The 19766-nt window shown below is 41.4% G+C and carries 14 protein-coding genes and 1 tRNA gene; 14 read left to right on the top strand and 1 reads right to left on the bottom strand.

Annotated features, from left to right (window positions below; genetic code table 11):
• Positions 1-80: 80 nt before the first annotated feature.
• From DFR58_RS14420 to DFR58_RS14355, 14 genes are all read left to right on the top strand, one after another.
• Positions 81-356, top strand: a complete 276-nt coding sequence (locus tag DFR58_RS14420; RefSeq protein WP_114298557.1) for a hypothetical protein — start codon at positions 81-83, stop codon at positions 354-356.
• A 485-nt stretch (positions 357-841) separates the two neighbouring features.
• Positions 842-2179 carry an NADP-specific glutamate dehydrogenase gene (gene gdhA, locus DFR58_RS14415; RefSeq protein WP_114298556.1) on the top strand — a complete coding sequence of 446 codons (1338 nt, stop codon included), beginning with the start codon at positions 842-844 and terminating at the stop codon, positions 2177-2179.
• Between the two features lie 109 nt (positions 2180-2288).
• Positions 2289-3623, top strand: coding sequence for a type I glutamate--ammonia ligase (gene glnA, locus DFR58_RS14410; protein ID WP_114298555.1), 1335 nt, complete (start codon positions 2289-2291; stop codon positions 3621-3623).
• A 19-nt stretch (positions 3624-3642) separates the two neighbouring features.
• Positions 3643-3981, top strand: a complete 339-nt coding sequence (locus DFR58_RS14405; protein WP_114298604.1) for an arsenate reductase family protein — start codon at positions 3643-3645, stop codon at positions 3979-3981.
• Between the two features lie 548 nt (positions 3982-4529).
• Complete coding sequence (locus tag DFR58_RS14400; RefSeq protein ID WP_242987647.1) at positions 4530-6299, top strand: histidine kinase; 1770 nt, start codon at positions 4530-4532, stop codon at positions 6297-6299.
• Positions 6274-7989, top strand: coding sequence for a response regulator transcription factor (locus tag DFR58_RS14395; RefSeq protein ID WP_114298553.1), 1716 nt, complete (start codon positions 6274-6276; stop codon positions 7987-7989). Before DFR58_RS14400 ends, DFR58_RS14395 begins: the two co-directional genes overlap by 26 nt.
• Before the next feature lie 142 nt (positions 7990-8131).
• Positions 8132-9865, top strand: a complete 1734-nt coding sequence (locus tag DFR58_RS14390) for an extracellular solute-binding protein (RefSeq protein WP_114298552.1) — start codon at positions 8132-8134, stop codon at positions 9863-9865.
• Positions 9866-9975: 110 nt separating this feature from the next.
• Positions 9976-10878 (top strand): ABC transporter permease, encoded by a 903-nt coding sequence (locus DFR58_RS14385; protein ID WP_114298551.1) that lies wholly within the window; start codon positions 9976-9978, stop codon positions 10876-10878.
• 11 nt (positions 10879-10889) lie between these two features.
• Positions 10890-11771: a carbohydrate ABC transporter permease gene (locus tag DFR58_RS14380; RefSeq protein WP_423230841.1), complete on the top strand. Its 882-nt coding sequence runs from the start codon at positions 10890-10892 to the stop codon at positions 11769-11771.
• Positions 11772-11806: 35 nt separating this feature from the next.
• Complete coding sequence (locus DFR58_RS14375; protein ID WP_114298549.1) at positions 11807-13651, top strand: family 43 glycosylhydrolase; 1845 nt, start codon at positions 11807-11809, stop codon at positions 13649-13651.
• Between the two features lie 27 nt (positions 13652-13678).
• Positions 13679-15157, top strand: coding sequence for an alpha-N-arabinofuranosidase (locus DFR58_RS14370; protein WP_114298548.1), 1479 nt, complete (start codon positions 13679-13681; stop codon positions 15155-15157).
• 24 nt (positions 15158-15181) lie between these two features.
• The gene (locus DFR58_RS14365; RefSeq protein ID WP_114298547.1) at positions 15182-15463 is read left to right on the top strand and encodes a DUF6171 family protein; all 282 of its coding nucleotides are present in this window, start codon (positions 15182-15184) and stop codon (positions 15461-15463) included.
• A 238-nt stretch (positions 15464-15701) separates the two neighbouring features.
• Positions 15702-17201, top strand: a complete 1500-nt coding sequence (locus tag DFR58_RS14360; RefSeq protein WP_114298546.1) for a glycoside hydrolase family 43 protein — start codon at positions 15702-15704, stop codon at positions 17199-17201.
• Between the two features lie 623 nt (positions 17202-17824).
• Positions 17825-19483 (top strand): ribonuclease J, encoded by a 1659-nt coding sequence (locus DFR58_RS14355; RefSeq protein WP_114298545.1) that lies wholly within the window; start codon positions 17825-17827, stop codon positions 19481-19483.
• Between the two features lie 142 nt (positions 19484-19625).
• Here DFR58_RS14355 and DFR58_RS14350 read toward each other — a convergent pair.
• Positions 19626-19702, bottom strand: a tRNA-Val gene (locus DFR58_RS14350).
• Positions 19703-19766 lie beyond the last annotated feature (64 nt).

Raw genomic sequence — 19766 nt, 5'->3', positions numbered from 1 at the left:
CCCCTATATCTCCTCTCCCCTGTGCCGGCGGTATTAAGGGGAAAAATATATATTCGTACTAAAAGGGAGAGGGTTTTAAAATGCTTAAGGACATTGAGGATATCACCATTCGGGATTTTTTGCGTATAAGCAGGCTGGAAAAGATGGAATACCTCATCTTAATAAGGCAGACGGATTTTCAGAAGACAAAGGAGTACATTGATGAAAAGAGCGATATAAAAAGGCTTGTGGAGGATTTAATAGAGGGAAGGAATGTAAATGAAGCAAAGCTGCTGCTTGCCGACAAGATATTGGACGTAGAGGACATGTGCTACAGGGAGGGCTATAAGGCGTGCGCGGTGGACAGCTTGACTTAAGGGGATAGTGACGCACGGCGCCGCAAGGCCCAGTAAATCTGCATGGAAATAAGCGGAACAGAGAGGGGGGCATGGAGCCTATTAAAAATTTTCTCACGCAAAAAACCGTCGGCCTTCGGGGGCAGTAAAACACCCCGAAGGCCGACGGTTTTTTACAAATAAATACTTGCGTTTTCGCTGCCTGTTTGATATAATTCGCTATGTTTAGTAGCATGTCTTTTTAATTATCCCCAACTTTTAATTTGGGGTATACAATGGCGTATGCTTATCTAAGTAATGTGCAATGATGTGCATTACAGGGTCATGATTTATATGGCTCTATTAGCTTAATAGCTTTAGGCAGGTTGCTTTAATTGGTACCTGATATTACCTTTTTAAACGCTGAGGTATATTTTTGGTGCCTTTTGGAGTGTTTGTGCTTACAGGGTGTATGAATATGCACTTTAGAAAGCGGTAAATAAAATTAATATGTTGGGGGTTTTGTGATGCAAATACTTAAAAATGTAATGGATCAGGTAATTAAAAGAAATCCTGATGAGCCTGAATTCCATCAGGCAGCTCTTGAGGTTTTAGAGTCCTTGGAGCCGGTGGCTGAAAGAAATCCGCACTGGGTGAGAGCCGGGATATTCGACAGGATTGTCGAGCCTGAGAGGCAAATATTTTTCAGGGTTCCGTGGGTGGATGATCAAGGAACGGTACATGTAAACAGAGGGTTTAGAATTCAATTCAACAGCGCAATCGGCCCTTATAAGGGAGGGATAAGGCTGCATCCTTCGGTAAATGCAAGCATACTAAAATTTCTGGGCTTTGAGCAGGTATTCAAAAACTCGCTTACCGGTCTTCCCATAGGAGGCGGAAAGGGAGGAAGCGACTTCGATCCTAAGGGTAAATCCGATGGAGAGGTTATGAGATTTTGTCAGAGCTTTATGACCGAGCTGTACAGGCATATAGGAGAAAATACGGATATTCCGGCAGGCGATATAGGCACAGGCGCGCGGGAAATAGGCTTTATGTACGGACAGTACAAAAGGATTAAAAACAATTTTACAGGTGTTCTTACCGGCAAGGGCCTGACATGGGGAGGAAGCCTTGCAAGAACAGAGGCTACCGGTTACGGCCTGTGCTACTTTATGGAGGAGGCCTTGCGCGCTAAGGGCAAATCCTTTAAGGATGCCACTGTTGTTATATCAGGCTCTGGAAATGTTGCCGTTTATGCAGCCATAAAGACCAGCGAGCTGGGCGGAAAGGTGGTTGCGCTAAGCGACTCAAACGGATATATTTATGACCCGCAAGGAATTAATATAGATACTGTCAGAAAAATTAAGGAAGTTGAAAGAAAAAGAATAAATGAGTATGTAAAATACCATCCTGGCGCAAGCTATACTGAGGGCTGTGCGGGAATATGGACGGTCAAGTGCGATATAGCTCTCCCGAGCGCCACTCAAAATGAAATTGATGAGGAGTCTGCCACCGCACTTGTATCAAATGGCTGCTATGCGGTGGGAGAAGGCGCAAACATGCCGTCTACACCGGGCGCTATACGCGTGTTTTTAAAGAACGGCGTTATCTTCGGGCCTGCTAAAGCGGCAAATGCCGGAGGAGTTGCCACTTCGGCACTTGAAATGGCGCAGAACAGTATGAGGTATTCATGGAGCTTTGAGGAGGTTGACGCAAAGCTTAAAAGCATAATGGTGGGAATATATAAGGCTGCCAGCAGTGCCGCGGATGAGTACGGGTATCAAGGCAACCTCTGTGCAGGGGCAAATATTGCGGGCTTTTTAAAGGTGGCGGATGCCATGTATTCTCAGGGCATAGCATATTAATTTGTAAATTACTGTTTCCCAAAAGAAGTTTGATTTGGTATAATTTTAAGCAAATACTACCCTGTTCTATTTGTTAAGATTTTTAATTATATGTTTGGAGGTATGGGCTTTGGCTAAATATTCTAAGGAAGATATTATCAGGCTGGCAAGTGAAAATGATGTTAAATTTATTAACCTGCAATTTGCCGATATTTTTGGGATTTCCAAGAATGTGTCGATTACAGTCGAGAATCTTGAAGTGGCCTTGGACGGCGGATGCATGTTTGACGGCTCATCGGTGGACGGCTTTGTAAGAATAGAGGAGTCGGACATGTACTTACTACCTGATACCGATACCTTTGTAATACTTCCGTGGAATGAGTACGACGGGAAAGTGGCACGCCTTATATGTGATATAGTTACCGATGACGGCAATGCCTTTCAAGGGTCGCCCCGGTATATACTGAAAAAGGCATTGAAAGGACTTGAGGATATGGGGTATGACTGCTTTAACGTAGGCCCTGAGTGTGAATTCTTCCTGTTTATAACCGATGAAAATGGAGAGCCAAAGCTTGTAACTCAGGACAGGGGAGGCTATTTTGACTTGGGCCCTGTAGATTTAGGCGAAAATGCAAGACGGGCTATGTGCCATATGCTTGAAAAGCTGGGCTTTGAAATTGAAGCCTCGCACCATGAGAATGCTCCTGGGCAGCATGAAATAGATTTCAGGTATAAGGACGGGCTTTCAATTGCCGATTGTATACTTACCTTCAAACAGGTTGTAAAAACCGTGGCCTACCGCAGCGGCCTTTATGCCACATTTATTCCCAAGCCCATTGCAGGGGTAAGCGGTTCGGGTATGCACACCAACCTTTCCATATTAAGAAAGGGCAAAAACATTTTTTACAGCGAGGCTGACCCCAGAGGCATGAGCCAGGAGGCATACTGGTTTATAGGAGGGCTTATAAAGTATGCCCGGGAGATAGCAGCTATAACGAATCCTATTGTAAATTCCTATAAAAGGCTGGTGCCGGGGCATGAGGCACCAACCTATGTGGCATGGTCGGCAAAAAACAGAAGCACCATGATAAGGATTCCCGCTGCAAGAGGGGAAGCTACCAGAATTGAATTAAGGACCCCCGACTCCACCTGCAATCCTTACCTTGCCTTGGCACTGATACTTAATGCGGGGCTTGAGGGAATAAAGCAAAAAATACAGCCCCCGGATCCCTATGAAAGAAATATTTACAATATTCCAGAGAGCCGCATAGGGGAGTTTGGAATTGACAGGCTTCCTGAGAGCCTTAAGGAGGCGGTTGAGTGCATGAGAGCGAGCAGCATGGTTAAGGAGACTCTTGGGGAGCACGTTTTTGAGAGCTATATAGAGGCAAAAACCCGTGAGTGGAATGACTACAGAAAAGTGGTGACTCAGTGGGAGGTTGGCCAGTATCTTGGAAAATACTGAATATAAGGCGGTGTGGACTGTGAATATTCAGATTTTCGGAGTCAAGAAGTGTTTTGATACGCAAAAGGCGGAGAGATACTTTAAAGAAAGAAAAATTAAATACCAGTATGTTGATCTGGAAAGGTACGGCCTTAGCAAGGGTGAGTTTGAAAGCGTAAAAAGGGCGGTAGGACTAAAGGAGCTTATAAACATAGGTGCAAAGGAGTACAAAGCTCTTGGAATGCAAAACCTTGGAACGGGGAATGTTGCGGAGGAGGTGCTTTTCAAGAACCCAAAGCTTCTTAAAACACCCATCGTGAGGAACGGAAGGCAGGCTGCGGTGGGGTTTAAGCCTGAGGTTTGGGGAGAGTGGGAGTAAATAAGCGCGTGAATGCTTAGCCGGGAATCTCTGTTGCATTGCAGGTTAAGAATTAGGATATTAAAATAATTAAGTAAATATTATGAAATAAAGGCCAGTGACTTCCTGTTTTGAATTCCCGGAAGCCATTGGCCTTTATTCTATGCCGAATTCCGCTTCTCTTATGGAAGTATTTTCCAATAAGATACTATTGATTAAAATTATTTAAGAAGGTATACTACAACTATGCATAACAAAACATTCTACATGTAATTAATTTTCTAAAATATCTAATTTGAAGCTGTATTTGTAGCTATTTTATCCTGTTGTAATATATATAGGATGCAATAAAGATTTTACAAACATGGAGGCTATAATTGCTTACAGAAATTTTTAATAGCAACGAAAAGACGCCTTGCGGGGAAATGTCTCACGGGTATGTCATCAGGCGCTTTTCTTAGATGTATTCCTTACGGGTCAAAAAAATTTCTTCCATCAAGTTATATCCTCCATGTAAAATCTTTATCGCTATATATATAGAAGCAAATAAAAATGAAAAGAGTGATGCTTTGGAGATACCGAAATTTAAATTGGGAAGCAGTATTTTTAGTCGGCTCATTGTTACTTTTCTCATCATAATAATTCCTATATATATGCTTGGAATATATATCAATAGCTGGAGCTTATATACTGTTAAAAATGAAATATCAAAATCCACTGCCGCTCAGGTCTCCTTTTATCTCGAAGGCTTGGAAAAAGAAATTGAAAGGATAAAAATCCTTCAATATGATTGCTTGAATGATGAGTACCTGAATAAACTTGCGATCAGATGGAATATAATGAATATGTATGAAAGAGTTGAATCTTTAAGACAGCTTCAGCAAAGGCTGGTTACTATAAAGAACAGCAGCATTTATATAAAAAATGTTAATGCGTATATCTTTCCCGCAGGAAGAACAGTCTCTTCAAATACGGGGATAGATAATATTGATATGGAAGGATACCGTGAAATACGAGTACCTGCCGATATCAAAGGGGCTCAGATTATTAATTTTAAAGGAGGACTCTACTTGAGTACTCTTCAACAAAAAAACATATCCAATACTAGTCCCCTGTACCTAATAGCAATAGAACTGAATCAGGACGCTTTAGAGCAGGCACTGGCCCAGTTCAATACCCTTGAGGGAAGTGGCTCGATACTTATAAACCTTACGGACAACGGTATAATCATGAATAAATCTGATGCTGCCGATACCTTATCAATTGATAGTGTCCTGGACAATTTAGATAAGAATGGCAGCAGCGGAATGGTATTTAACAAAACCGAGCATACCAAAAACTATATAGTATATGCAAAATCAAATTATTTAAATATGATTTTGCTGAAATATATTCCTGAGGAATTCATATTGAAACCCCTTTGGAGTTATTATATTTGGGTGTGGGTTTTTTCTATCGTATCTGTGTGCATTATACTTATTTACTCATTTTCAACCTATAAATTCATGCACAAGCCGCTGGCAACATTAGTTAAGGCCTTCCGCAAAGTAGAAAGCGGAGATTTACAGGTATCAATCAATCATGATTCCAATAACGAATTCGGTTATCTTTATAAAAGATTTAACAATATGACGAGAAATTTGAATACGCTTATTGATCAGGTATATAATCAAAAGATTCTGATGCAGCGTGCCGAATTGAAACAACTGCAATCACAAATAAATCCACACTTTTTGTATAATAGCTTTTTTATGATAAACACCATGGCAAAGGTTGGAGATGAAAATTTAATACCATTTACCAAGCATCTTGGAGAATATTTTCGCTTTGTAACAAGAAATTCATCGGACTATATACCGCTTTCGGATGAGGTTAACCATGCCGGGGTCTATACAAGTATTCAACTGATGCGTTTTTCCAAAAGAGTTCAAATACAGTTTGCACAATGCCCCGAAATGTACAGCGATTTAAAGGTACCCCGTCTTATTCTGCAGCCCATCATAGAGAACGCATTTGAGCATGGTATTGAAAAGAAAAAAAATGGCGGTATTATACGGATAAATTTTGAAGCGGATGAAAAAGGGCTGAATATTATCGTTGAAGATAATGGAGATGAAATGGCGGACGCACGGCTTTCGGAATTGCAGAAAGCACTGGAATACAGCAGGGAGGATACACAAATTACAGGAATTATAAATATAAATCGCCGCATTAAGCTGGTGTTTGGTGAAAAAAGTGGATTATATGTTTTTAGAAGTGAATTGGGAGGACTCAAGGTGATATTAAAAATTAAAATATCGGGAGGGGATGATCATGCACAGATTGCTGATTGTGGATGATGAAGAAATCATTGTAAATGGGTTATATGAAATATTCAGCAGTATGAGAGCGCTTGATCTGGATGTTTATAAGGCCTATTCGGGAGAAGAAGCAATTGAATGGCTGAATAGAACCAGAATAGATATTGTTCTGACAGATATAAGAATGCCTGAGATTAACGGCTTGGAATTGATGGATATCATTCATAGGAGCTGGCCTCAGTGCAGGGTGATATTTCTTACAGGCTATGACGAGTTTGAATATGTATATAAAGCTATTCAGCATAATGGTGTTAGTTATATCCTGAAAACCGAAGATCACGATAAGGTTATCAGTGTTGTTGAGGAGGCTATTAAGGAGATACAGAAGGGAATAAAAATTGAAGATTTGATTCATAAGGCAAAAGAGCAGATGAATATGGCCCGTGACCTGTTCCAGAAGGACTATTTCATTCATTTGCTGCACGGAGATCCCTCACTGAATATCACCAAGCTTCAATTTGAACAGCTTGAAATCCCAATGTATCCCGACAAGCCCGTAATCTTGCTGCTGGGGCATGTTGACAACATTCCGGCCGACTTATCCTACTGGGATAAAATACAGTATCTTTATTCGGTAAAGCTTGTTATGAGCCGGTATTTGAATACAAATACAAGAAGTGTCAATGTGTTGAATGAAAGCTATAGATTCGTTTTGTTTATACAGCCTAAGGAGCTGCAAGCTGCAAACAGTGAACAGCCTGAAACGGCGGCCTTTTATGCCAAGACCATTTCGTTTTTAAAGGGAACCCTTGAAGTGATTCAGGCTGCCTGTACCGAGTCTATCAACGCATCTATAAGCTTTGCTCTGGGCGGAGAGCCCTGCGTATGGGAAGATGTATCAAAAAAGTATCATTCCCTGAATCAACTGCTCAATTTTCGGATTGGAACAGGAATTGAAATGCTTCTGATTGATAAGGAATTCAAAAACAATATTTTAAATACAGCCTCTGAGGTTCCCGAGCTGGAAGCAGGCAGCGAAGCTCTGGAGGGGATTTTGAGGCAGAAGGAGCTGCATACGCTTGAATTATATCTTGAATCGGGACAAAGAGATAAGTTCTTTGAAACATTAATCCGATTGATTGACCCTTTAAAAGCTATCAGGAGCAAAAACAGCAATATAGCGATAGAAGCCTATTATAAGGTAGCCTTAAGCCTTTTGTCTTATATAAATCGGTGTAAGCTTACCCAAAAGATTGCATTTTGTATCGACCAAAACAGGTTAATGCGAATAGATAAGCATGAATCATGGGAAGAAGGAGTAGAGTACATTTATAGTCTTTCAGATATTATTTTCAAAATACAAAGCGAGGAGCAAAACAAGAGAGCCGACAGTGAAATTAACCATATACAGGGGTTTATAGAGCAGCACTTAAGTGAGGATCTTTCTCTGGTAAGACTTGCCGAGCAGGTATACTTGAACCCGTCATACCTTTCCCGCTTATATAAACAGGTTACAGGAACAAACCTTTCTGATTTTATAGATAATGCAAGGAGAAAAAAGGCCAAGGAGCTATTGGAAAAACAAAGTGTGAAAATTCATGAGGTTGCAAAATCGGTTGGGTATGAAAGCGCGGCCTCTTTTACAAGATTTTTTAGAAAGGTAGCCGGCTGTTCTCCTCAAGAATATCATGAGGCATACCTGACGGGTAAACAAATGACAACAAAGTAAAGCCCGGATAATTATACTGCATGTTTGGCAAATCGACAAGTAAACAATTGATAACAAGGTAAAAACATGTGTATGGAAATGACATTGCATAGCTAGTATAATTTTAATTGAGGCCTCAATTAAAATTATTGGGAGGAAGAAAATGAAGATTAGCTATTTTAAGAAAATAATTGCCTTGACTGTAGCTCTTTTTCTATTAGTTTCACTAGTGGCAGGCTGTGGGAATAGCTCTAAAGATAATAATTCGGCATCAAGCACGGCAGAACAGGGAAACGAATCAACCGGGGCTTCTGCTCAAGGAGGGGATAAGAGTCCCTTGGGTAAATACGAGCCCGCTATTGATATTTCTTTTGTACGCGGTATAGACGATGATCTTGCGGCAAACATATTGCCTAAAACACCTGGAGAAACACTTGAGGACAACCGTTGGACCAGGACCTACAAAGATGAACTGGGTATTAATATAAAATATGATTGGACTGTAAAGGGAAATGAAGTTTCCGATGCATTTGTTCAAAAAATCAATGTGACTCTGGCATCGGGAGAGCTTCCGGATGTTATTCTTGTCAATCCCCCCCAATTGAAGCAGCTTATTGACTCAGACATGGTTGAAGATATGACCCAATATTATAACGATTATGCGTCGGATTTGTTAAAGAAATATATGACTGAGGAGGGTTCGGGAAATATTGATTCCGTTACCTTTAACGGTAAAATGATGGCCGTTCCCGAAATTCTTGCTATTAACGAATTGGCCCAATACCTGTGGATAAGGAACGATTGGCTGAAAAAACTGAATTTAGATCCCCCTAAGACAATGGATGATGTCTTGAAGATAGCAGAAGCCTTTACAACAAGGGACCCCGACGGAAACGGAAAGAATGACACTTACGGAATTCCAATTACCAAGGATTTATATAGCGGATGTATGGGAACAGAAGGCTTTTTCGCGGGTTATCATGCATACCCCAATATGTGGGTAGAGGATAGCTCCGGGAAGCTTGCATGGGGCAGTACATTGCCGGAAACGAAGGTAGCCCTTCAAAAGCTGGCTGATATGTATAAGGTGGGACAAATCGACAAGGAATTCGGTATTAAGGATGGATCTAAGGTGGCTGAAACTATAGCCGCCGGAAAAGTGGGCATTGACTATGGCGCGCAGTGGAACCCCATGTATCCGCTGATAAGTAACTATAATAATGACAAAAATGCCGACTGGACAGGATATCCGCTCACTTCCGCCGATAGCCAAAAGGTTATGGTTCCGCTCAAGTTTAACCAGACAAGAATATTTGCAGTTAAAAAAGGATATAAACATCCTGAAGCACTTGTAAAGCTCATGAATATGCATCTGGAAAAATGCTGGGGTGAGACAGCAGACTTTAATAAATACTATATGCCAAAGGAAAACGGCGGAGTAGGAGTATGGAAATTCTCTCCTGTATGCCCGGCGCCTCCTTTTAAGAACACCGAAGCGTTTGTGGCTATTGATGAAGCAAGAAAGAATAATGATTTCAGTAAATTGATTGATGAGCCCAAGAGTATTCAGGCAAATATAGAAGCTTATGAAAAAGGCGACACAACTCAATGGGGATGGGAGAAGATTTACGGAAAAGATGGAGTTTTCCGCAACATGGTACAATACAGGGAAAACAACCAGCTCCTCAGTGAAAAGTTTGTAGGAGCGCCAACCAAGACAATTACTGAAAAGAAGACCACGCTCGATAAGATGGAAAAAGAGGTATTCGTAAAAATTATTATGGGAGCTGCTTCTATCAATGAGTTTGATAAGTTTGTAGCCGATTGGAATAAGCTGGGCGGGGCTGATATGACTAAAGAAGTTAATGAGTGGTACGATTCTGTAAAAGCGAAATAGTATACTCGTCTTATGCTGTAAGGAAAGGATTCAAGCTCGTGCGTGTCTCCTTTCCTTACTATATAAATTAGGATACAAACTCATATTTACTGTCCAAAGGGGGCATTCAATTGCTAAATGTAAAGATAAAAAAAGAGCTTCCGTTGCATTTAATGATATTGCCTGGATTTATTTTGTTAATAATATTCAGCTATATTCCCATGGCGGGGATTATTATTGCTTTCCAAAAATTTATACCCGTAAAGGGTTTGTTCGGAAATCAGAAATGGATTGGTCTCGAAAACTTTTCGTATGTTTTTGGAATGCCGAATTTCCATAGCGTATTGTGGAATACCATTTCCATAGCGTTGATGAAGATCGTTTTGGGACTCTTCATTCCTCTGGTAATATCCATATTGATTAATGAAGTCAGAAATTCCGGCTTGAGAAGAGGGATTCAGACAGCCATATATTTGCCGCACTTTTTATCATGGGTTGTACTTGGCGGCATATTTATTGACATGCTATCACCTTCGGGGGGTATAGTTAACGGCTTTTTGGGGCTTTTGGGAATAGAACCGATTTTTTTCCTTGGGAGCAATAAATGGTTCCCGACTACCATGGTCATTACGGAAACATGGAAAGAGTTCGGATATGGGACGATTATATATCTGGCGGCAATAACCGGTATAGACCCAAGCTTATATGAAGCGGCTCGTGTTGATGGCGCAAATCGGTGGAAACAAACACTCAATATTACTTTGCCTGGCATGAGGATGGTTATAGTGCTGCTTATGGTGCTGAGCCTGGGAAATATTTTAAACGCAGGATTTGATCAAATATTCAATTTATATAGTCCGCCGGTTTATGAGAGCGGAGATATAATAGATACACTTGTGTACAGACTTGGCTTGCTTGAGGCACAGTACGGAGTTGCTACTGCGGTCGGACTTTTCAAATCACTGGTTTCCTTTGTTTTCATTTCAGTGTCCTATTTCTGTGCATACCGTTTTGCTGATTACAGAATTTTCTAGGGGGGATTTTTTTGTCTAATAAATTACAAAAAATCAGCATTTTTAATATACTTAATTCTACTTTCCTTATTTTTGCGGCGTTCATTTGCCTTATGCCTCTGATTCATATAGCCGCTGTTTCATTCAGCTCAAGTTCGGCTGCGGCTGCAAACAGCGTGACATTCTGGCCGGTAGAATTTTCATTAAACTCTTATCAGTATGTTGCACGAAGGTCTGCATTCTGGGCAGCTATGCTTACATCAGTTCAGCGAATCGCACTAGGCGGAGCAATCAACGTATTGCTGACTATTCTTGTGGCATATCCCTTATCTAAAGAAACAAGGGAATTTCGATTCCGTACATTTTATGCATGGGCATTTTTTCTTACCATGCTGTTCGCGGGAGGGTTGATTCCTTGGTATATGATAATCAAGCAAATGGGATTGATAGATAAGATATGGGCTCTTATTCTGCCCGGAGCTGTGCCTGTATTCAGCGTTATTCTGCTTTTGAACTTTTTCAGGGAGGTGCCGAAGGAATTAAGCGAAGCGGCTTTTATAGACGGTGCAGGGCATTGGACTACCTTATGGAAGATTTACGTGCCGGTTTCAACCCCCGCGCTGGCAACAATATTGCTGTTTTCTCTGGTAGGCCATTGGAACAGTTGGTTTGACGGACTTATACTGATGAATAATCCAAAGAATTATCCACTGCAAAGCTATATACAAACCATTGTGGTACAGAGGAATTTCAATATGCTGACAAGAAGGGAGATAGAGGAACTGGCTACCATATCGGACAGGACACTGAGAGCCGCTCAGATTTTTCTGGGTTCGCTTCCCATCATTTCGGTATACCCATTCCTTCAGAAGTATTTTGTGAAGGGAATTGTGCTGGGAGGGGTTAAGGGATAAGTTGCAATTTTTTCAAATAAAGGAGAGAATTACAAATGGAAGATTTGAATGATTACCAATCAAATCAAGATTATACTTATATTTTATGCTATACAAGAACTCCCTTGGACAATTTGATATATTCCCCCAAGCTGGCGTATAGTATGCATTTGGCTGTTAGTAAGGATGGAAAAGCCTATGAGGGGCTAAATCATAATTCAGGAGTCTTATTTGCAAAGGCAACCAGCAATGAAGACGGAACCTTGAATGCAAAGAGCTTAAAGAACCCTTATATATTTTATATGGCGGACGGTGCCTTTGGTGTTATAGCAGAGCGCACTGAATTTGACGGTGAAAATGATTCCCAAAGCAAGGGATGTATAATATTGTTTACCTCATCTGATTTATTGAGCTACGAAGAGATAGGTCTGATTGATTTAAAGGGCAATACATTTGTAAGTGACGCAATTTGCGAATATAACCCGGATACAAAGATATATGAAATCACCTGGTGCGATGCATCGGGGAATTATTTCAAAAACACAATGCCTGATTTTTCAGATTTGGGCAGTGCTTCCCAGCCTAAAGCAGCCTCTGCTTTTTCAATTGAATCTGCACCGACAGCTATTGAGGGGGCGGTTGAGCGCAATGTAATAGGCATATCCCGGGAAATTGGAAACAGAGTAAAGACTAAATTGTCTGTTCTTAAAAATACCGAAATCCGGGTGGAGGAAACAGTAAATGCTGCGTCTCCAATTGATGTGGAAAGGGTAAAAGCCACCGCTGTTTATAACGACGGCTCAAAAGCTGTTAAGAAAGTGGTGTGGGATACGACGGGGATTGATTGGGATGTAGACGGTACTTATGCAATTACAGGCATAGTACATCAGGATACGTATAAATTTCCTATAGCTGTCAACCGTGCAGACCCATGTATTATAAAATGGAAAAACAAATACTATTTTATAGCCACTAACGATGATGCTTCCATCCCGCAAGGAATATATCTTCGTGAGGCTAAAACCATTCCAGGCCTTGTAAATGCAAGAGAAAGCCTGATTTTAGACGATAAAGCCTACTCACACATTAATAAATTTTTCTGGGCACCTGAGCTTCATATAGTGGGGGATGAGCTGTATATATTTTTTGCCGGCAGCGACGGTACATTAGAGGACAGCGGAGTATTCGGCAATATTCATTCTCATGTAATGAAATTGAAAGCAGGCGGCAATCCCATCTATGCTAATGACTGGGAAATGCCTGTAAGAGTTCAGAAAAAGGATGGAGGCTATCTGTTTGATTCGGGTATAACACTGGATATGACTTATTTCGCGGCTGACGGCAGGCACTATGTTATGTGGGCACAGCGACAGTTTTCGCCTGTGGATCAAGGCTCATGGCTGTACATTGCCAATGTGGACCCTAAAGCGCCATGGAGGCTTATAAATGATCCTGTTTTAATCTGCAAGCCCGAATATGGATGGGAGAATAATAATGTTATTGTGGATGAAGGTCCATTTGCCATTATTGCCAACGAGTATATATTTGTTACCTTCTCCGGCGCGCTTATAGATGCCACCTACTGTGTAGGTATGCTAACGGCTGAAAGAGGAGCCGATTTGCTGGATGTAAACAGTTGGACAAAGGGAAACTATCCGTATCTCACATCCCGCTCGGTAAACGGAGAATATGGACCGGGTCATAATTCTTATGTATTCGATGAAGATGGCAACTGCTATAATGCTTATCATGCCAGATATGGCATAGACGGACCAAGAAGCAGCGGTATCCGCAGAGTACAATTTGATAATGAAGGGTATCCGGTGATGGATCTTACAGAGGAGCTTGATTTGAACAAAGATTTAAGGCTTGTAAAAACAAAAGTAATAGTTAAAAAATAATCAGGTGCTTAGGAGGAGAATTTGCGTATGGCAAAAATGGTATTGAATGCGGATATTAAAAAGGGGAAAATAAACAAGAATATTTACGGGCATTTTTCGGAGCATCTGGGAAGGTGCATATACGAGGGAATATGGGTTGGAGAAGATTCGGAGATTCCGAATATAAACGGTTTTCGGACAGATGTTGTGGAAGCGCTGAAAAACATGAAAATACCTGTTTTAAGATGGCCGGGAGGCTGTTTTGCAGATGAATATCATTGGATGGACGGAATAGGGCCCAGGGATAAAAGGCCGTATATGATAAATACTCATTGGGGCGGTGTGGTAGAAAATAATCATTTTGGTACTCATGAATTTTTAGAGCTATGTGAAATGATTGGTGCTGAACCATATATCTGTGGAAATGTGGGAAGCGGAACAGTAAGGGAAATGCAGCAATGGATAGAATACATGACTTTTGACGGGAAATCCCCGATGGCTGATTTAAGAAGGGAGAATGGGAAGGAAGAGCCGTGGGGGCTGAAATACTTCGGAATTGGCAATGAAAACTGGGGCTGCGGGGGAAACATGCGGCCTGAATATTATGCGGATTTGTACAAAAGATATGCCACCTATGTCAGAAACTTCGGCAAAAATGTTGTTTTCAAGATTGCATGCGGGCCAAATGTTTCGGACTATGGATGGACGGAGGTTCTGATGAAAGAAGCCGGCCGTTTTATGCAGGGGCTCAGCTTACACTATTATACCGTGCCGGGTGAATTCAATACGGTAAAGGGATCTGCAACAGTGTTTGGCGAGGAGGACTGGTTCAATACACTTAAGCGCACGTTATATATGGAGGAGCTTGTGGCCGGGCACAGCACCATAATGGATAAGTATGACCCGGAAAAGAAGGTTGGGCTGATAGTGGATGAGTGGGGTACATGGTATGACGTGGAACCGGGCACCAATCCCGGCTTTTTGTATCAGCAGAATACTCTTAGGGATGCGCTGGTTGCCGGGATAAACCTGAATGTTTTCAATAACCACTGTGATAGGGTGCAAATGGCAAACATAGCACAGACGGTTAATGTCCTGCAGGCGGTAATTCTGACTGAGGGGGATAAAATGCTTTTAACTCCCACATACCATGTCTTTGACATGTATAAGGTGCATCAGGATGCACAGCTTCTGGCAGTTGAGCTTGAGAATTCCGAATATACGTATAATGGGGATAAAATCCCGCAGCTTAGTGTTTCCTCATCTCTGGACAGGGAGGGGAAAATCCATGTTTCTATTTGTAATCTCAACCACCGGGAGGATTCGGAAATTGATATTGATATAAGAGGAACGGCGGTACAGAGTGTAAGCGGAAAAATTCTTACAGCGGAAGAAATGAATTCATTAAACACGTTTGAAGACGGAAATCAGGTTGAAATTAAAGTGTTTAATGATGCCGCAATAGAAAGCAACGGCGTTAAGTGCAGAATTCCTCCAAAGTCGGTGGTTGTTCTGGAAATTGTATAAAGCGGGTTTTTTGAGGTGATTTTTATGATGGAAGTGAAATGCAAAAGCTGCTCGGAAAACATAAGCACACATACACAAATTTCAGAGCAACAGATTAATGAAGCCATTGACAAGCTGACTAAGATAAAAAAGATAAGGCTTGTTGACGATAGCACCTATGAGTACAGGCTGTCGCAATGCAGGGACTGCAAATATCTTGAATTTGGGGTGACCTGCCTGCAATGCGGATGCTTTATCCGAATCAGGGCAAAGCTTGCGGATGCGGGGTGCCCGCTGTCAAAACGGAAAAGATGGAGTCCTATATAATTTAGGCTTTTGCATATGGGATAACAGAGGATGTAAAATAATATCCTCCAGAATAATTTCTACTCTAACTACAGAAGCATGTATACCTGTAGAAGACGCTTGTGACTTTAGTTAGCCTAAATTGCAGCGCGGTCACGTATTCCGGGGAAATTATTCTTCCGGAAATTATTTTACATTCTTTTTAGATAGTTTATATCCGAATTTATATAGTGTTAAAAGGAAAAGGAGAAGCTATAAAATGAGGGTTCAAAATCCTATCATATGGGCTGATTTCCCAGATCCTGATGTTATACGTGTTGGTGATACATTTTATATGGTAACTACAACTATGTTTGTGACGCCCGGAGGCCCAATCTTGAAATCAAAGGATTTGTGCCACTGGGAAATTGTTTCGTATATATTTGATATTATTGAGGATAACGACATTTACCAGCTAAAAAATGGAAAGAACGCATACGGAAAGGGTCAGTGGGCTACCAGTCTGAAATATTATCAGGGGATGTATTATGCGTGTTTTGTATGCAATGATATGCACAGGACCTATATTTATTACACTGATGATATAGAAAAAAGCGGCTGGAATAGATATGTAATTGAAGGCATTTATCACGACATGTCTTTTCTGTTCGATAATGGCAAGCCGTATTTAATTTATAATTGCGGAGATGTCAGAATAGCTGAGTTAAAGGATGATCTGTCGGGAGTGAAAGAGGGGGGCATAAATCAGCTCCTTTTTAGTACTCCGTCCGAAAATATGCGGTTGCGTTGTGAGGGATGCAGGGCATACAGGATAAACGGATATTATTATCTTCTATTCATTGAATGGCCAAGTGATGGACATGGGAGAAGACGCGTAATATGCTACCGTTCAAAAGACCTTTTGGGAGAATATGAGAGAAAGATTCTTCTTGATGATGATATGGGTTATCACAATCAGGGAATTGCTCAAGGAGCTATAATTGATACGCCTGACGGTAAATGGTATTCCATTCTGTTTCAGGATCATGGAGCTGTCGGAAGGATTCCATATTTGCTTCCCGTTTCATGGAGCAATGAATGGCCGGTGCCGGGTATAGACGGAAAGGTGCCTGAAAGCTTTGATATACCGTTTGAGAGGTATGAGGCTAAACCACTGATAATAAGTGACAGCTTTAATCATGATGAAGATAAAATGGATTTACGGTGGCAATGGAACCACAATGCTGAAAGAGGCTGCTGGTCGTTTGTTGAGCATCCCGGATATTTGCGGTTACGGACGCAATCTCTGGCCAAGGATATTTTGTCGGCCAGAAATACATTAACCCAAAGAACTGCCGGTCCCAAATGTGCTTTTACTGTAGAATTGGAAACGGAAGGAATGAAAGCCGGAGATTATGCCGGACTTGCGGCGTTCCAAAGCAACTATGGGATAGTGGGAGTAAAAGCTGACGATAGCGGTTCAAAAAGAATTGTCATCGCTAAAAAAGATTCCGACGTGCAGCAGAGAGACGAGGAATATGCTTTACTGGCGGGAGAGTGTATTTTCTTAAAGATTGCTTTTGATTTTGAAAATAGCAGGGATATGGCTATGTTTTATTTCTCTAAAGATGGCATAGGGTGGACGAAAATCGGAAGCAATCTGCATATGCTCTATACCTTGGATGTTTTTACGGGGTATCGTATAGGAATATTCTATTATGCAGAAAAAGAAATAGGCGGATATGCAGATTTCCGCAATTTTAGATATGAAGCAGTATGAAAAGGGGTGCATAAAACAAAAGTAAAGAAAAAATATCCTTTGCGAGACATGCTTTCATATAGGACGCGATAAAGATTTTACAAACATAGAGGATATAATTGCTTACAGAAATTTTTAATAGCAACGAAAAGATGCCTTGCGGGGAAATGTCTCCCGGGTCTGTCATCAGGCACTTTTCTTAGATGTATTCCTTACGGGTCAAAAAAATTTCTTCCATCAAGTTATATCCTCCATGTAAAATCTTTATCGCTACATATTATATAATAATCCATATCTCATTCCTCCTGCAAATAAAATTTGTTCTGTATTCATATAATAAAGCTTTTACGTGACGGTTGTTGCGGCAACAATATTTCGACAAAAAACAAGGCTGTATCTGCCGGCAGAATATTAAAATTAATAAGAAATCTTTAAATACGGCGGTGAGTTGTGGTTTGCCAAAGGAACCGGTGTGTGGTATTATTTGAATAGCACAATATAAATAATATGGCATACTGTACAATATTATGTCAGGCCATGTCATTTGCTGTTTGACAGGGGCGGCAGTCGATGCGGAGAGAAATGTATTAAAAATATATAAATGTGTCAACACTTTAAGTGTAAATAGCAATAGGAGGGTTATAGTGGCAAAGGGTAGAAAAAAACTTAAAATCATTCCCCTTGGAGGGCTCGGAGAGATTGGGAAAAATATTACGGTATTCGAGTATGGGGAAGACATTATTGTGGTGGACTGCGGCATGGCGTTTCCCGATGATGAAATGCTGGGAATAGATCTGGTGCTGCCGGATACTACATATCTGGCTAAGAATAAAGAGCGCGTAAAGGGAATTGTTTTAACTCATGGGCATGAGGACCATATAGGAGCGCTTCCATATGTACTCAGAGATGTGAACGTTCCCGTCTATGGAACCAGACTTACACTGGGCTTGCTGGAATACAAGCTTGAAGAGCACGGAATGCTTTCAAAATGCCACCTGCAGACGGTAACGCAGGGACAGACCATAAATCTTGGTGTTTTCAGAGTTGAATTCATACGCTCCACTCACAGCATAGCAGATGCTGTGGCACTGGCAATTCACACACCTATAGGAATAGTTGTCCACACCTCGGATTTTAAGGTGGATTATACGCCTATTTCAGGAGAGTCAATAGATTTGGCACGCTTTGCGGAGCTGGGGAAAAAGGGTGTTATGCTGCTGATGTGCGACAGCACAAATGTTGAGCGGCCCGGGTACACCATGTCGGAAAGAACAGTGGGAGAAACCTTTGAAGAGATATTCATGAATGCGAGGAGCAGAATACTTGTTGCTACCTTTGCATCAAATATTCACAGGGTTCAGCAGGTGGTAAACGCCGCAGCCAAATACGGCCGGAAGGTGGCCATTTGCGGAAGAAGCATGGTTAATGTCAGCAATAAGGCAATAGAGCTGGGATACCTGACTGTGCCTGAGGGTATGCTTGTGGATATTGATAAGATAAAAAACTACAGGCCCGAGCAGCTTGTTATTGTTTCAACGGGAAGTCAGGGAGAGCCCATGTCCGCGCTTACCAGAATGGCACTGGGGGCTCACCGGCAGGTAGAAATAGCTCCGGGAGATCTTGTGGTTATTTCTGCCACTCCTATTCCCGGAAATGAAAAATCGGTATCCGGGGTAATCAACGAGCTGTTCAGAAAAGGTGCCGATGTTATATATGAGGCGCTTGCCGATATTCACGTTTCGGGGCACGCATGTCAAGAGGAGCTTAAGCTTATGCACAGGCTTGTAAATCCTAAATTTTTTCTCCCGGTGCATGGAGAATACAGGCACTTAAGGCAGCATGCCAACCTCGCTCAGGGTCTTGGAATGGAAAAGGAGAGAACTCTGATCATGGAAATAGGGCAGGTTCTTGAGATAAATTCCAGTGAAGCCCGTATAAGAGGGACTGTTCCGTCTGGGAAGGTGCTTGTTGACGGACTGGGCATAGGGGATGTCGGAAACGTCGTTTTAAGGGACAGAAAGCACCTATCGGAGGATGGGTTGATTATTGTAGTTCTTACAATACAGAAGGAAACCTCCGGCATTATTACAGGGCCTGATATCATTTCAAGAGGCTTTGTTTACATGCGGGAATCGGAGGCGTTTATGGATGAAGTAAAGCAGGTTTGCAAGGAGGCTATTGCCAAATGCCAAGGGAAAAACTGCCTGCTGATAAAAAACACCATTAAGGATATCTTACGTGACTATTTATACCATAAGACCAAAAGAAATCCTATGATACTTCCAATAATTATGGAAATATAGCGGATAAAAAGTCCCGGGAATAAGCTTTAGTGCTTTGCCGGGGCTTTCTTATTTGAAAGTGCCTATTGCACAAGCCTTTATTTTCTGTAGAAACAGATAAAAAAGAGTATGCAGAATTTTCTCCGCATACCCAATTTATCAATGGTGACGAATACTGGATTCGAACCAGTGACCCCTTGCATGTCAAGCAAGTACTCTAACCAACTGAGCTAATCCGTCATTTGCATATTCTATTATGCTTGTATTTGTATCTATTGTCAAGATACAAATCTAACATTTCTGA

The sequence above is a fragment of the Anaerobacterium chartisolvens genome (assembly GCF_003337415.1).
Taxonomy (GTDB): Bacteria; Bacillota; Clostridia; order Acetivibrionales; family DSM-27016; genus Anaerobacterium; species Anaerobacterium chartisolvens.
The sequence above is the reverse complement of the archived record's forward strand: the minus strand, read 5'-3'. Positions and strand labels throughout refer to the sequence as shown.